Raw genomic sequence first — 13,849 nt, 5'->3', positions numbered from 1 at the left:
CTACGCGAGCAGGGCGGCGGCGAGGCCCGACAGAATGATCCCGTCGAACGTTCCGGCGCCGCCGATGCTCGCGGTCACGGGAGCGATCCTTACGATCTCTTTGAGATGCATCAGGTCGGCGCCGATCAGCGGTCCGAGCACGCCGGCGACGAAAGCCACCGGCGGCGCGAAATCGGGGATCAGGACGAGACTCAGGCTCGCGGCGACCAGCGGCGGAAGGAGCGCGGGGATGGTGATGCCGAGCCGCGGCACCGGGCGGGCGAGGCTATAGCAAACCGCGACGTCGGCGAGCGTCACGGCGGCGAGGATCGTGAGATCGCCGGCTCCCCGCTGAGCGACCAGCAGGCATTCGTAGATCGCCAGGAGCGACGGGATCACGCAGCCGCCGACGTTGACGGCGAGCGTCATGTAGCGGCGGCGGCGCAGCGGCAGCGAGAAGAGTCGGCTGAACCCGAACATCACGAACGGGTCGACGAGGATCTCTTCGTCCCGGTGGAAGCGTTTGATCGGAATGTTGACGCCGCTCCCGAGGATGACCCCGAGCAGAATGGCCAGGGCTGCTCCCGGGCTGAGCCCGAGCTTGGTCAGCGCGGCGAGCATGAACTGCGCGAAGAAAAACGGGACGAGGAGCAGCAGGAGGAGAACCAGGGCCAGCGCCAGGCATCCGGGATAGATCATCGAATCGAAAGGGGGTTTGAGCCCGAAACGCAGCCCGCGGTTGCTCGACGGCGCGCCTTTACCGGCGATGCGCCGCTTCGATGACCTCGAGCCGGCGTTTTTGCGCGCGCGGCGTCAGGCGACTGCCGGCATTTGCGAGGTTACACCGTTTCGCCTCAGGGCCGCTTCGTAGCGGGCGCGGATCTCGGGATCCTCGAGCGCGTATTCGATCAGGTTGCCTCCTTCCTCGACGGAGATGAATACGTCGTCGTCAGCCCGCTGCTGGGCGACCTTGAAACCGAGAGGATACAGCCGGCTGCCGTAGCGAACCGCCAGGTGGCGCGCCGGCTCCTTGCCGGTGTTGAAGTGCTGGTGAAACCAGTTCGCCGGCGGACAGTAGACGCTTCCCTCGCGCCATCGGAGCTCGACCACTTTGTCCCCGTGCCCGCTCCGGTAGGGCCGGATTCCGAGCTCCTTGGACCACAACAGCACGTACCCTTCGGACTGCAGCCCCACGATGATCGCGCCGGGGCCGTGGTAATGCGCCTTGTGGTACCGGCCGACCGGCCATTCGCCCAGGTGGCCGATCAGGGCGTTGCCCGACATCTCGAACTGGCTCAGCCGCAGTCCGGAGCCCTTGGCTTCGAGCGCTTCGAGGGCGGCCGATTTGACGTCGGCGATGAAGTTCGTCTCCCAGATGTTGATCAGGCCATAAGGGTAGCGCTTCTTCCCGACCGTGAAATAATCTTCCTCGCCGAGGTAACGGTCGGAAAAGGCGTAAGGGCAATTGAAGATGAAATCGACGTTGCGGTAGATGTCGAAGATCAACGGGGCGTTGGTCACCGCCAGAAACCGGACCGGCTCGCGGCCGCCGTTCAGCATCCGGTGCGAGCTGTTCAGCGGAGGCGCAAACAGGCTCCAGGGGCCCCACTCGAAGGTCCGCTTGCGGCCGCGATCGTCCAGGACTTCGGTGGCGCCGTTTCCCTGAAGAATGCAGACGACCTTTTCGTAGAGGTGGCGTTCGGGCTTCAACGCGCCGCCCGGCGGGATCTCGGCGATGTACATCGCCGTGATTCCCTGCATCCCGCGGAGCTGGACGAAGGCGGCGTTCCCGCCGATGCGGCTCCAGGGCGCGACCGCGAGGTCGCGGACATCCTCGACGCCGAATCCTTCATGGATCGGGATCCCCTGGTCCCTGATCCAGCGGACGTAGGCGGTTTTCTCGTACAGTGAAGGGCCCTTCATGAACGTTCTCCGTGATTCGCCGCGGCGCGCGAGCCGGCCGCGGGGTTCGGCCGAAGACCAGCCCTTGTTAACACCGGCCGCCGTGTGCGTCAACTCGCCCGGGGCGCTCCGACGCGCTGCGGCGGCTAGAATCGGCGCAGCGCGCCGGCGATCGCTTCCGCGACGCGCGCCATGAAGTCGAGGTCCAGGGTTTCGAGCGTGTCGCTGGCGGCGTGATAGTGGGGGTTGCGGTAAAACGAGGTGTCCGTGACGAGCAACGCGGGATAGCCGAGGTCCCAGAAAGGCGAATGGTCGCTCAGGCGCACCGCCGGAAGCAGCCCGCCGGTTCCGGGAACCGAGAGGGTCTCCACCGGGAGGCCTCGAATCCGGCGCATTTCCCGCGCGACCTTGCGCAGCAATCCGGCCGAGCTCCAGTTCGCCACCAGCCCGATGAAATCGCCCCGGTCGGGATAGAACCAGCTCAGGCCCGGCGGATACTTCTGGCTGCCCGCCCGCGAGTCGGTGTAGCCCACCATCTCCAGCGAGATCATCGCGTCGACCTTGACCCCCGCCCGCTTGAGGCGCCGCGCCATGTGGGTGCTGCCGATCATGTTCAGCTCCTCGAGGTTGAACGCGCAGAAGAGCAGCTCGGGTCCTCCGGCCTCCCGCCCGAGGACGCGCGCGACCTCAAGGAGCACGGCGACGCCGCTGGCGTTGTCGTCGGCGCCCGGCGTTCCTTCGACCGTGTCGAAATGCGCGCCGACGATGACCAGCGGAGACCCCGGGCGCCCCTCGCGGCGGCCGATCACGTTGCGGAAGCTCCGGCCCCGGTAGGAGAAGAAATCGCTCTCGACGCGCAGCCCGCAGGCTTTCAGCTCGGACTCGATGAAATCTTCCACCGCGCGCAGGTGGCGCTCGGCGCGAAACAGGTTGCGCTCGCCGATCACCGCGCGCAAGGTCCTGAGCAGCTGTCGGGAATCGACTCTGATTTGCACGGCCAGCGCGGGCGGACCTCGATCGATCGGTTTCCGGAAACCGGTCCAATCTATCCGATCGCCCGGCGATGAGAAAGACCGGCGCCCGCTCAACCTCTGTTTTGCGGGCCCGCTCGGCGGATCGCGACGAGAATGGCGATGCGGCCCTCGGCGCGGGTCTTTTCCCGCACGGCGTCCCAGCTTTCGGGCTCGCCGCGGATCTGGCGATGCCAGTCCATGACGAGCTCCATGGCCTGCGGGTGCTCGACGATCTCGGCCTCGCCGTCGATCTGGATGTAATTCGAGCCGTGGAACTTTTCGCCGAAGACCAGCAGCGAGACCTGAGGATTGCGCCGGATGTTCTTGACCTTGTAGGTCGACCGGCGCGCGGTGATGAGGATGCGGCCGTCGCGCGCGATCGCCGGCGAGACGAGGGTCATCTGCAGCGAGCCGTCGCGCCGTCGCGCCACGAGCACGCCGTGATGGTTAACCTTCAGGAAATCCTGCGCAGCGATGATATCCATAAGACCTCCCGTCGGGTTTGGACCGAATCTAGCGGAGCTGAAGCAGGGAGGGAAGGGCGGCGCCGGTTTCGATTCTTCGACCGGGGGGCGAAGTCCTGGTCGATCGCTGCCTGGAGAGCCACGGCCCCGGCGACGATGACCCGGCGGCCGAAGGTCTCAGGGCGCCGGGTGCGCTTCGGCGATCCTGACGCGCGCCTTCAACGGCAGGTGATCGGAGGCGATGCGGGCGAGGGGCGAGTCGAAGATCGAGAGATCGAGCAGCGCGGACGACGGGCAGACCCAGATCCGGTCGAGCGGGAGGATCGGAAAGCGGGCGGGAAAGGTGCAGAGGGGGCTCGTCTTCCCCAGTCGGGCGTGAAGCCAGCGGAGCGAGCGACCGATCGGCAGCCACTCGTTGAAGTCGCTCAACAGCACGACGGTCCGGGCGCGCTCGCGGGAGAGCGCCGCCAGGAGCTTTTGCACCTGGCAGCGCCGCTCGGCCGGGTTGAGGCCGAGGTGCGTGACGACGAAACGCACCGGCTCGCCGCCGATCTCGAGGTCGGCGTCGATGGCGCCGCGCGGCTCCCGCCCCGGAACGCTCAGGTCGATTCGCTGGAAGCTCAACACCCTGTGCTTCGTGAGCAGGGCGTTGCCGTAGTGGCCGTTGCGCCGCTCGACCGAAGGTCCCGGGATCGCCTGGAGGCCGGTGGCTTCCGCGAGGTAGTTCATCTGGTGCAGTTCGTTCCGTCCGTTGTGCTCGGAGTGGACCTCCTGCAAGCCGACGACTTCCGCGCCACTCTGCCGGATCACCTCGGCGATGCGCGCGGGATCGCGACGGCGGTCCCGGCCGACGCATTCGTGGATGTTATACGAAAGCACCGGCAGCGGCATGAGATCGTCCGGCCGCCGATCAGGCCGCCCGGCGCTCCTCCCGAGTTGGCCCGTTCGCCGCCCCGCGCACGCCGGGAGCGTACTTGACCTCGAACCAGCGCCGCAGGGATCTGACCGAGCCGAGCAGGAGCGCGACGACGGCGACAAGCAGAAGCAGGGTCCCTTCGTTCGGTTCCCGCAGCATGAGCTCCAGCTCCCGGCCGAAGAACGTCAGACCCAGGATGCCCGGGGCCATGCCGAGCGCGGTGCCGAGGATAAAGTGCCGAAACGGGACGCGAACGGCGCCGGCGGCGAGATTGACCAGAGAGTAGGGAGCGAGAGGAACCAGCCGGATGGCGGCGACCGCGAGAACGCCGTGGCGCGCGATCACGCGATTGACCCGGTTCAGGCGGCGCCCGGCGAACCGTGCGACCGTCTTGCGGCCGAGAACGTGTCCGACTCCGTACACGAGCGCGGCGCTCCCGACGCTTCCCGCAAGCGACCATAGCAACGCCGGGGCGAAATCCAGCACGAACGCGGCCGCGACGATCAGGAGCGTCACCGGAACGCCGGCCAGACCTCCGAGCAGGTAGCCTGCGAAGACCCACAGCGGAGCGGCTCCGGTTCCGCGCAGCCACGCTTCCCATTCGAAAACCGCGTCGAGCGCCACCCATTGAACGAGACCCGTCCAGCGCCAGAGCGCCGCTGCGGCCACGAGAGCGGCCAGGAGCGCCGCGCCGCGCATCAAAGCCCCGCGGGGACGGCGCTCCTCGAACGAGACGAATTCGGCGATGAGCTTTTCGGGAGCCACCGGAAGCTCCGGGTCGATGATGGCGGTCTCGGGAATCACCGGCTCCAGCCACTGTGGAACTTCGCCGCCGACGGTCTCGAGGCGGCGGCCGGGCTGGCCGTTCAGCGCCTCGACGGCCCGGATCAGGGATTGCGCGTCGGATCGCGCCCTGCGCAGCCTCTCGACCGGAACCCCCAGGTGCTCGGCGACGAGCCGGTCGCGGAAGTCCGCGATCGCCCGCCGCACCTCTTCCCTGCCGCCGGCCTCGAAAGCGAGGTCGCATTCGGAGTCCAGCCCCATCGAGCGGTTGCTGATGTTCGCGGAGCCGATCCGCACGAAGTCGTCGTCGACGATCATGAGCTTCGAGTGGACCGAAAGGCAGGCCTCGTCCAGACCCGCCACGGTGGGACAGTAGACGCGCAGCCGGCCGTGGCGATCGGCCTCGCGCAGCCGCCTGAGCAGTCGCGCCCGCAGCACGTCCATCGTAGCCGCCTCCAGCCAGCCGTGGCTGGAGCAGGAAACCACGATCACGATTTCCGGTCCGCGCGGGTCCTGCAGCCGTTTCGCCAGCGCCTCGCCGACGGCCGCGGAGCTCAGGTACTGGTTCTCGATGTAGATGAGGCGGCGCGCCGCGGCGATCGCGTCGCGATGGAGCTGCTCGATCTCCCGCGTGCCGCGGGAGCCGAGATAGGGCGGTTCGGTGCGCGCGATCGCGATCTCGATGTCCTGGATGTCGGGAGTTTCTCCGGGCGGCCAACGGTTCGAGGCCGGGGAAGGGGCGCGGAGCCGCTCCCCGGTCGCGCGCAGCCATCGGCTTCGCACCAGCTCGCCGAGCGCCGCGGCGATCTCGCCTTCGACGGCGAGCTGCACGTCGTGGTGCGGCGGCAGCGGCGCGCCGTTGAACTCCGCGCGCCCCGGCTCGACGGGGCGGTGCTCCGGGGTGTCCCAGCGCCCTTTGGCGAGATCGAGCCCGCCGACGAACGCCACCGCGTCGTCGACCACCACGATCTTCTCGTGATGCGATGCGCCGACGGGGTGACTCCCGTCCTGATGGTAATGAACGCGGGGATGGCGCCGCCAGCCGGTGCCGAAGAAGGGAACCGGCTCGCGATCGAGCGCGAAGATCATCGCGAAGTCCCAGACCAGGATGTGCACGTGCAACTGGCGGCGGCGGCCGGCGAGCGAGTTCAGAAAGGCGCCGAGCTCGGCCGCGGCTTCCGCGGGTTTTCCGGACCGGGGCTTCAAGCGGATGCGGCTGTCGAAGTCCCACCCCATCAGCAGGATCGATTCGCGCGCCTGCGCCAGCGTATCGGCGAGGAAGGCGAAGTACGCCGCGCCGTCGATGAGAAACTTGAGCCGCGAGGAGCGGGCGGTCTTCCAGCAGTTTTTTCCCGGTTGAAGGATGCGAGGTCCGCTCACGGGCTGCATTCTAGCGAAACGCTTTCGCGATCACCATAGAGGCGCGTCGGCGATCGATGCGGCCGACGCTTGACGCAGCTTCTCGTTTCATCCTATTTGTGGGCAGAAACCGATCGAGGGAAGGAGAGCCCCATGAAAGACGGATTCAAGGTGATCGACGCGGACCGACACGTGCTGGAGCCGTCCGATCTCTATCAGCGATATCTACCCGAGCGGTTCAGGCACCGCGTGCGCCTCGCGGGGCCAAACCAGACGGTGCGCGAGGTGGACGGCAAGCCGGTCTCGGACTCCGCGCTCCGGCCCGGGCGCGTGATGCAGGACTACGGCTACATCTTTTCCGGGTCCAGGAGCTGGCGCGAGACCTTCGCCGATGCCTACGCCAGCAAGTTCGACCCGGCCTCCAACGTGCGCGACATGGACCGGGAGGGGGTCGACGCGGCGGTTCTTTTTCCGACGATCGGGCTCTACATCATGTGGCGCGACGACATCGACCCCGAGCTCAGCGCCGCGATCTGCCGTGCCTACAACACCTGGCTGGCGGAGTATTGCGACTACGACCGAAAGCGGCTCTACGGCGTCATGCTGATCCCGCTTCAGGACCCCGCGCGGGCGGTCGCGGAGCTGAAGTACGCGCGCGAGAAGCTCGGCCTGGTAGGGATCTTCTGGCGCCCGAACAAGTTCTGCGGCCGCACCTTCACCAGCCCGGACTATTACCCGATCTACGAGACCGCTTCCGATCTCGGCGTGACGATCTGCGTGCACGAGGGCGCGCGCACGGTCCTGCCCCAGGCCGGCTCCGACCGCTACAGCGAGTTCGGCCGCCACGTTGCCTGCCATCCCCTGGAGCAGATGCTCGCGTGCCTGAATTTCTGTGCCGACGGGGTGCTCGAGAAGTTTCCCAGGCTCAAGGTCGCCTACCTCGAATCCGGGTGCGGCTGGGTGCCGTTCTGGCTGGAGCGGATGGACGAGCACTGGGAGCACGAGTCCCACGGGTCTGCCCGGACCACGAAGGAAAAGCCGAGCTATTACTTCAAGCGCCAGTGCCGGGTGAGCTGCGAGGCGGGCGAGGAGCTGGCGCCGGTGTTCGTCGAGCACGTCGGCGACGACTACCTGATGATCGCCACCGACTACCCGCACAGCGATTGCGTGGGCAAGTTTCCGGACAAGACCGTTGGAGCGCTCAGCGGCAACGACAAGCTCTCCAGCGAGGCCCGGCGCAAGATCCTGTGGGACAATCCGACGCAAATGTACGGTCTCGGAGCCTGACGATGGCAAAGTATCACGTGGTTTACTTCGGGAGCAACGATGTTCCGGTGGACCTGATCCGCCCGATCCTCGCGGAAGCGGACGCCGAGATGACGATCCGCCGGCCGGTGAGCGAGGCGGACGTCGTCGAGATGGGACGCGACGCCGACGGCATCATCATGCACGGCTCGGTCCCCCTGCCGCGGGAGGTGATCGCCCAGCTCAAGCGGACCAGGGTCATCTGCCGGACCGGCGTGGGCGTCGATCGCATGGACCTCAAGGCCGCCGCCGAGTATGGCATCATCATTTGCAACGCCGCCGGATGCAACTCGATCGAGGTGGCGGAGCATACCATCGGGCTGCTGATCGCGGTTTCGCGCAAGATCGTGCGCATGAACCAGTACGTGCGCGAGGGCAGGTGGCGGCGCCACACCGCCGAGCTGCACGCGTACCGCGGCCCGGTTTACCGTATCGCGGGCCGGACTCTCGGCATCGTGGGGCTGGGACACGTGGGCCGCCAGGTCGCGCCGCGCGCCCAGGGGTTGAAGCTCAACGTGCAGGCGGTCGATCCCTATCTCGATCCCCGGATCGCCGTCGATCTCGGGGTGAAGCTGGTTTCGTTGCCGGAGCTGATTCGCACCTCGGACTTCGTCAGCCTGCATGCGCCGCTCACCAACGAGACGCGCAGGATGTTCGGCCGCGAACAGTTCCGCGCGATGAAGAACACCGCCTACCTGATCAACTGCGCCCGCGGCGGGCTGGTCGACACGGACGCGCTTTACGACGCGCTGGTCGCCGGGGAGATCGCCGGCGCGGCCCTGGACGTTACCGATCCCGAGCCCCTGCCCGCCGACCACAAGATCCTGACGCTGCCGAACGTGATCGTGACCTGCCACACGGCTGCCAACTCCAACGAGTCCTACGTGGACTGTCAGACGCATGCCGCGCGCGAGGTGGCGCGGGTTCTCCGCGGCGAGCCGCCGACGACCGAGGTGAAAGACCCGTGGCTGCTCGCCGAAGCGCAGGACCAAGGGTTCGGCGGGGTCTGAAGCGGCCGGGGCGCGGCGTTGAAGGCCCGAGGCCTTGCGTTCCTGCCGCGCTCCGTGTGTGTCGGCTGAAAACGGTTCGAAGTTCGAGGTTCGAAGTGAAGACCGACGGCCGGCACGATCTCACCCGGCACCTTCCGGCGCCGGACGGCTTGACCGGTTTGAACGACCGCCGAAGGCGGTCTTTCGGCTCCAACGGAGCGCAACGGTCGAACGCTTGAACCGTTTGAACTTTTCAGACCGCGGCGGCTAGCGCGCTCGACTTGCGCTCCAGCTCCCGCTTCGGGCTCCCTGGACCGAGCCCTCCATGCTGTTGCCGCTCACACGGCCGGTGTAGCGGGCCTTTCCCGCGGTGAACGTGATGCGATCGCCGTCGAGCCGGCCGCTCACCGGCGTCACCGTGTTGCCGGACCGCAGCGTTCCCGAGATCATCTGAAAAGTCTGCTTGAGCGTGAGCTCGCCCTGCGGCAGCTTCCAGGTGCCGCCCACCTTGGCGGGGACGATCCAGAGAAAGGCCGTGCACCAGTCGTTGCAGCCGCTGGCCGTGCCGGTCTCGTCGGCCTTCCACTCTCCCATGTCGAAGGTGTTGGAGACGATCCGCGTTCCGGGCTTGAGGTCGAGGATTTTCGGCCTCAGCTTGAGGTTGATGCTCGAGAGCAGAAACATCGTGATCACGGTCGCCTGCGAGAAGTCGCTCTCGAAGAGATCGGCCTGCTCGAAGGTCGCCCGGTCGCTCACGCCTTCCCTGGCGGCGTTGCGCCTGGAAAGCTCGACCATGTCGGGGTTGTACTCGATCCCGTGAGCGCGTGCGCCGCGTTTGGCTGCGGCGATTACCGTGCGGCCGTCGCCCGAGCCGAGGTCGATGACATAGTCCTTGGCGGTGACCTTCGCCATGTCGAGCATCTTTTCGACCAGGGCCTGTGGCGTCGGCACCCAGACGACGTCTTTTCCTTCCTGCCCGACCTGAGGCTCGTACGGCTTCGCCGGCTGGGCCAGGACCGGCCCGCAAGCAAGAAAGACGGACAGCCACGCCGAAAGCAGCACACGCCATCGAAGCTGCGGTGTTTTCATATTGGCTTCTCCCGGAACCAGAGATTGCCCCGGACCGCTGAAGGCCGGAGCCCTGAAGCTTCATAGCGGCCGGCGGAAAAAATGTCCATAAGACCTTTGGGGGAAAAGCACCTGGGGAGGGCCACGGCAACGGCGGCGTGATCAGCGCCATAGTCAACGCGATCGGCGAAGTGCTCGCGCTTCCGTTCCGCGCCGTGGCGTCCTGCTGCGGGCGATTTTCCAGGCGCAGCGGTCCTCCGGCCATCCCTTTCCGCCAGCCCGTCGTGGACCGCAGCGCGCGTCGCCTCGATCGTCCCCGGTGTGGACAACGGCGCATGAATTGCGCTATTCAACGGGCGGTCGGAAAAGATGGCGGGAGACAACCCAGAGCTTCTTCCCATCACCGAAGTCGCCGCCGCGCTGGGTCTCGGCGGCGAGGAGATCGAGCCTTACGGCCGCTACGCGGCCAAGGTTCGCTTGAGCCGGGTGCCACCGCCCGGGACCGCCGCTCGCGGCAAGCTGCTCCTCGTCACGGCGACGACTCCGGACGCCCACGGCGAGGGCAAGACGCTCGTTTCGATCGGCCTCGCCCAGGCTCTCCGGGCAATCGGCAAGAAGAGCATCGTCACGCTGCGCGAGCCGTCGCTCGGTCCCGTCTTCGGCATCAAGGGGGGCGCCACGGGCGGCGGGCGGTCGCAGGTTCTCCCGGCCGATAAGATCAACCTCCATTTCACGGGCGACAAGCATGCCGTCGCCGCGGCGCACAATCTGCTCGCGGCGATGACGGACGCGCACCTCTATCACGGCAACGAGCTGGGCATCGATCCCGAGCGCGTCTTCTGGCCGCGCACGGTCGACATGAACGACCGCGCGCTGCGCGAGGTGATGATCGGCCTGGGAGGAAAAACAGCGCGGCGGTCGCGCTTCGTGATCACGGCGGCTTCCGAAATCATGGCCGTCCTGGCGCTCGCCGCGTCGCGGGCCGATCTGGATCGAAGGCTCGCCGCCGTGACCGTCGCTCTGGGCCGCGACGGACGGCCCGTCCGGGCGGCCGATCTCAAGGCGTCGGGGGCGATGGCGGTTCTGCTCAACGACGCCCTGCTGCCCAACCTCGTGCAGACGACCGAGCGCGCGCCGGCGCTGATCCATGCGGGGCCGTTCGCCAACATCGCGCACGGCACGAGCAGCGTCATCGCGCAGCGCCTGGCGCTCGACCTGGCGGAATACGTGGTCAACGAGACCGGATTCGCGGCGGACCTCGGAGTGGAGAAGTATGTCCACCTGGTCATGCCGGCATCCGGCTTCAAACCGTCGGCCGCGGTCCTCGTGACGACGCTCCGCGGCTTGCGCCATCAGGGCGGAGATCGAGGCGGCGCCGCCGCGCTCGAGGCCGGCTTCGAGAACCTCGCCGGTCACGTCGCCGTTCTCCGCCGCTTCGGGTTGCCCGTGGTGGCCGCCCTCAATCGGTTCGCCGGCGACGAGGAGTCGGGCATCCGCGCGGTCGGCCGCTTTTGCGAGGGTCTTGGGGTCGAGTTCGCGGTCGCTGATTGCTTCCGCCGCGGCGGCCAGGGCGCCGTCGAGCTCGCCGCCAAAGCGGTCGCCGCGGCGGATCGAGCCGACCCGGACGGCGTAAGGCCGCTCTACACCCCGGAGCTCGCGCCCGAGGAGAAGATCGCGGTCATCGCAACCGAAGTCTACGGCGCGACCTCGGTCGATTACAGGGCGGAGGCGCGGGCAAAGCTGAAAATGCTTTCCGACCTCGGGTTCGGGAGACTTCCGGTCTGCATCGCCAAGACGCAGTATTCCCTGTCCGACGATCCCAGGAAGCTCGGCGCGCCGAGGGGCTGGACGCTGACCATCACCGACGTTCACCTTGCGAGCGGGGCCGGCTTCATCGTGGCCGTCGCCGGCAACATGATGCTGATGCCGGGACTGCCGAAAACCCCCCACGCGACGGCGATGAGCGTGGCCGAAGACGGCACGATCCGAGGGTTATAGAAAGCGAAAAACGGTTCGAGGTTCGAAGTTCGAGGTGAAGACGGCGGACCGAAGACCGAGAAGCGGCACGGCTGCACCCGGCGCCTCCCGGCGCCGGACGGCTTGACCGTTTTGAACGACCGCCGAAGGCTGCCTTTCGGCTCGAACGGAGCGCAGCGATCGAACGGTTGGAACGGCTTGAACGGTTTTTCTTTCAAGCCATGGCAAAAACCGCCTGTACGATCTTCATCGCTTCTTCCTGGATCTCTCGCAGGTGATCGGCCGAGCGCAGGCTTTCAGCGTACACCTTGCAGAGGTCTTCCGTGCCCGAGGGACGCACGGCGAACCAGCCCGAGCGGGCAACGACCTTCAGGCCGCCGATTTCGGCGCCGTTTCCCGGCGCGCGCGTGAGCTTGGCCACCACCGGCTCGCCGGCAAGACTGTCGGCGGCCAGCGCCTCGGGTCGGATCTTCTGCAGCGCCCTTTTTTGCGCTGCGGTCGCGGGCAGATCGGCGCGCGCGTAAAAGGGCCGGCCCAGCTCGCGGGCAAGCTCCTCGTACCAGCTCGCCGCGTCGCGACCGGTCACGGCGATGATCTCGGCCGCGAGCAGCCCGAGAATGATTCCGTCCTTGTCCGTGGTCCAGACCGAGCCGTCCATGCGGAGGAACGACGCCCCCGCGCTCTCCTCGCCGCCGAAGCAGAGCGAGCCGCCGTGGAGCCCGTCGGAAAACCACTTGAAGCCGACGGGCACCTCGAAAAGCCGCCGCCCCAGCCGCTCGACGACCCGGTCGATCAACGAGCTGCTCACGAGCGTCTTGCCGACGGCGGCTCGGGGATCCCACCGGGGCCGATGGGTGAGCAGATAATGGATCGCCACTGCGAGATAGTGGTTCGGGTTCATCAGCCCCGACGACGGCGTGACGATGCCGTGGCGGTCGGCGTCGGCATCGTTCCCGATCGCGACCTGAAAGCGGTCCTTGAGGTCCAGCAGCCGCGCCATGGCGTAGGGGCTGGAGCAGTCCATCCGGATTTTTCCGTCGTGGTCGACGGTCATGAAGCTGAAGGTCGGATCGATCCGGTCGTTCACGACCTCGAGGTTCAGACGATAACGCTCGGCGATCCGGCGCCAGTACGGAAGCGCCGCCCCGCCCAGCGGATCGATGCCGATGCGCACGCCCGCGGCGCGGATCGCCGCGAGGTCGACCACGTTCGCCAGATCCTCGACGTAGGGGCCGAGCAAGTCCGCCTCGTGGGTGGTCGGCGCCTTCAGCGCCGCGGCGTAGGAGATCCGCCTGACTTCTCGATTGCCGCCGCGCAGCAGATCGTTGGCGCGGCGCTGAATCCAGTCGGTGACGTCGGTGTCGGCGGGACCGCCGCTCGGCGGATTGTACTTGAATCCGCCGTCGCGCGGGGGATTGTGCGATGGCGTCACCACGATTCCGTCGGCCGGCGCCGTGCTCCGGCCGCGGTTGTGCTCGAGGATTGCCCGGGAGACCGCGGGCGTGGGTGTGAAGCCCCCGCCGCTCTGGATCACGGTTTCCACTCCGTTGGCGGCGAGAACCTCCAAAGCGGTCATTTGCGCCGGCCCGGAAACCGCATGCGTATCCTTGCCCATGAACAGCGGTCCGGTGATCCCGCGCCCCGCGCGGTGCTCGCAGATCGCCTGCGTGATCGCGAGAACGTGCGCTTCGTTGAGCGTGCCGTCCAGCGGGCTGCCCCGATGGCCGCTCGTGCCGAAGAGCACCAGCTGTTGCGGGTCGCCGACGTCCGGCTTGCGCTCGTAGTAGGCGCGCTCGATGCTTTCGACGTCGATCAGAAGGTCGGCGGGCGCCGGTTTGCCCGCCAGGGGATGAATCGCCATGGCTCGCCGCCTCCTTCGCTCGCCCGGCCGCATCCGGCGGGCAAGCGGCACTCTAAGGTTATACAACGTGTCGGCCCGACATCCCAGGAGGGACGAGAGGGGTTCATGACGCAATGAGAGCGGCCGGATTGCATGCGGCGCGCAGTGGCCGCAGAAAATCCCGGAGCAAGAGGCTGTCGCCGGGCGAGAGGTCGGCGAAGGAGTGGAGCTTCAGAGGTTCGTCGGACCGCATC

11 protein-coding genes are annotated in these 13,849 nt (G+C 67.4%); 3 read left to right on the top strand and 8 right to left on the bottom strand.

Translation table 11 applies throughout. The features are described 5' to 3' along the window. The 6 genes from VNN77_01085 to VNN77_01060 form a co-directional block, all read right to left on the bottom strand. Entirely contained in the window at window positions 1-678 is a 678-nt protein-coding gene (locus tag VNN77_01085; protein HXG49984.1) for a DUF1614 domain-containing protein, read from the bottom strand. Between the two features lie 114 nt (window positions 679-792). Beyond that, a complete protein-coding gene (locus tag VNN77_01080) occupies window positions 793-1,902 on the bottom strand; it encodes a hypothetical protein (GenBank protein HXG49983.1) in 1,110 nt (369 codons plus the stop codon). 125 nt (window positions 1,903-2,027) lie between these two features. Continuing rightward, a complete protein-coding gene (locus tag VNN77_01075; protein HXG49982.1) occupies window positions 2,028-2,876 on the bottom strand; it encodes a M28 family peptidase in 849 nt (282 codons plus the stop codon). Window positions 2,877-2,965: 89 nt separating this feature from the next. Beyond that, a complete protein-coding gene (locus VNN77_01070) occupies window positions 2,966-3,379 on the bottom strand; it encodes a TIGR03618 family F420-dependent PPOX class oxidoreductase (protein HXG49981.1) in 414 nt (137 codons plus the stop codon). A 156-nt stretch (window positions 3,380-3,535) separates the two neighbouring features. Next, complete coding sequence (locus tag VNN77_01065) at window positions 3,536-4,249, bottom strand: endonuclease/exonuclease/phosphatase family protein (GenBank protein ID HXG49980.1); 714 nt, start codon at window positions 4,247-4,249, stop codon at window positions 3,536-3,538. 19 nt (window positions 4,250-4,268) lie between these two features. Beyond that, a complete protein-coding gene (locus VNN77_01060; GenBank protein ID HXG49979.1) occupies window positions 4,269-6,437 on the bottom strand; it encodes a VTT domain-containing protein in 2,169 nt (722 codons plus the stop codon). Window positions 6,438-6,569: 132 nt separating this feature from the next. Here VNN77_01060 and VNN77_01055 point away from each other — a divergent pair, with 132 nt between their 5' ends. Next, window positions 6,570-7,703 (top strand): amidohydrolase family protein, encoded by a 1,134-nt coding sequence (locus VNN77_01055; GenBank protein HXG49978.1) that lies wholly within the window; start codon window positions 6,570-6,572, stop codon window positions 7,701-7,703. Window positions 7,704-7,705: 2 nt separating this feature from the next. Further along, window positions 7,706-8,731, top strand: a complete 1,026-nt coding sequence (locus VNN77_01050; protein HXG49977.1) for a C-terminal binding protein — start codon at window positions 7,706-7,708, stop codon at window positions 8,729-8,731. 246 nt (window positions 8,732-8,977) lie between these two features. On the opposite strand, the gene VNN77_01045 is transcribed toward VNN77_01050, so the two are convergent. Continuing rightward, window positions 8,978-9,799 carry a class I SAM-dependent methyltransferase gene (locus tag VNN77_01045; protein HXG49976.1) on the bottom strand — a complete coding sequence of 274 codons (822 nt, stop codon included), beginning with the start codon at window positions 9,797-9,799 and terminating at the stop codon, window positions 8,978-8,980. Between the two features lie 348 nt (window positions 9,800-10,147). Here VNN77_01045 and VNN77_01040 point away from each other — a divergent pair, with 348 nt between their 5' ends. Next, window positions 10,148-11,776, top strand: a complete 1,629-nt coding sequence (locus VNN77_01040) for a formate--tetrahydrofolate ligase (GenBank protein HXG49975.1) — start codon at window positions 10,148-10,150, stop codon at window positions 11,774-11,776. A gap of 193 nt (window positions 11,777-11,969) precedes the next feature. On the opposite strand, the gene pgm is transcribed toward VNN77_01040, so the two are convergent. Next, window positions 11,970-13,616, bottom strand: coding sequence for a phosphoglucomutase (alpha-D-glucose-1,6-bisphosphate-dependent) (gene pgm / locus VNN77_01035; protein HXG49974.1), 1,647 nt, complete (start codon window positions 13,614-13,616; stop codon window positions 11,970-11,972). Window positions 13,617-13,849: the final 233 nt, after the last annotated feature.

It is taken from the genome of Candidatus Zixiibacteriota bacterium (genome assembly GCA_035574315.1).
GTDB lineage: Bacteria > Desulfobacterota > Binatia > UBA9968 > UBA9968 > DATLYW01.
This window is presented reverse-complemented; position numbering and strand designations above follow the sequence as displayed.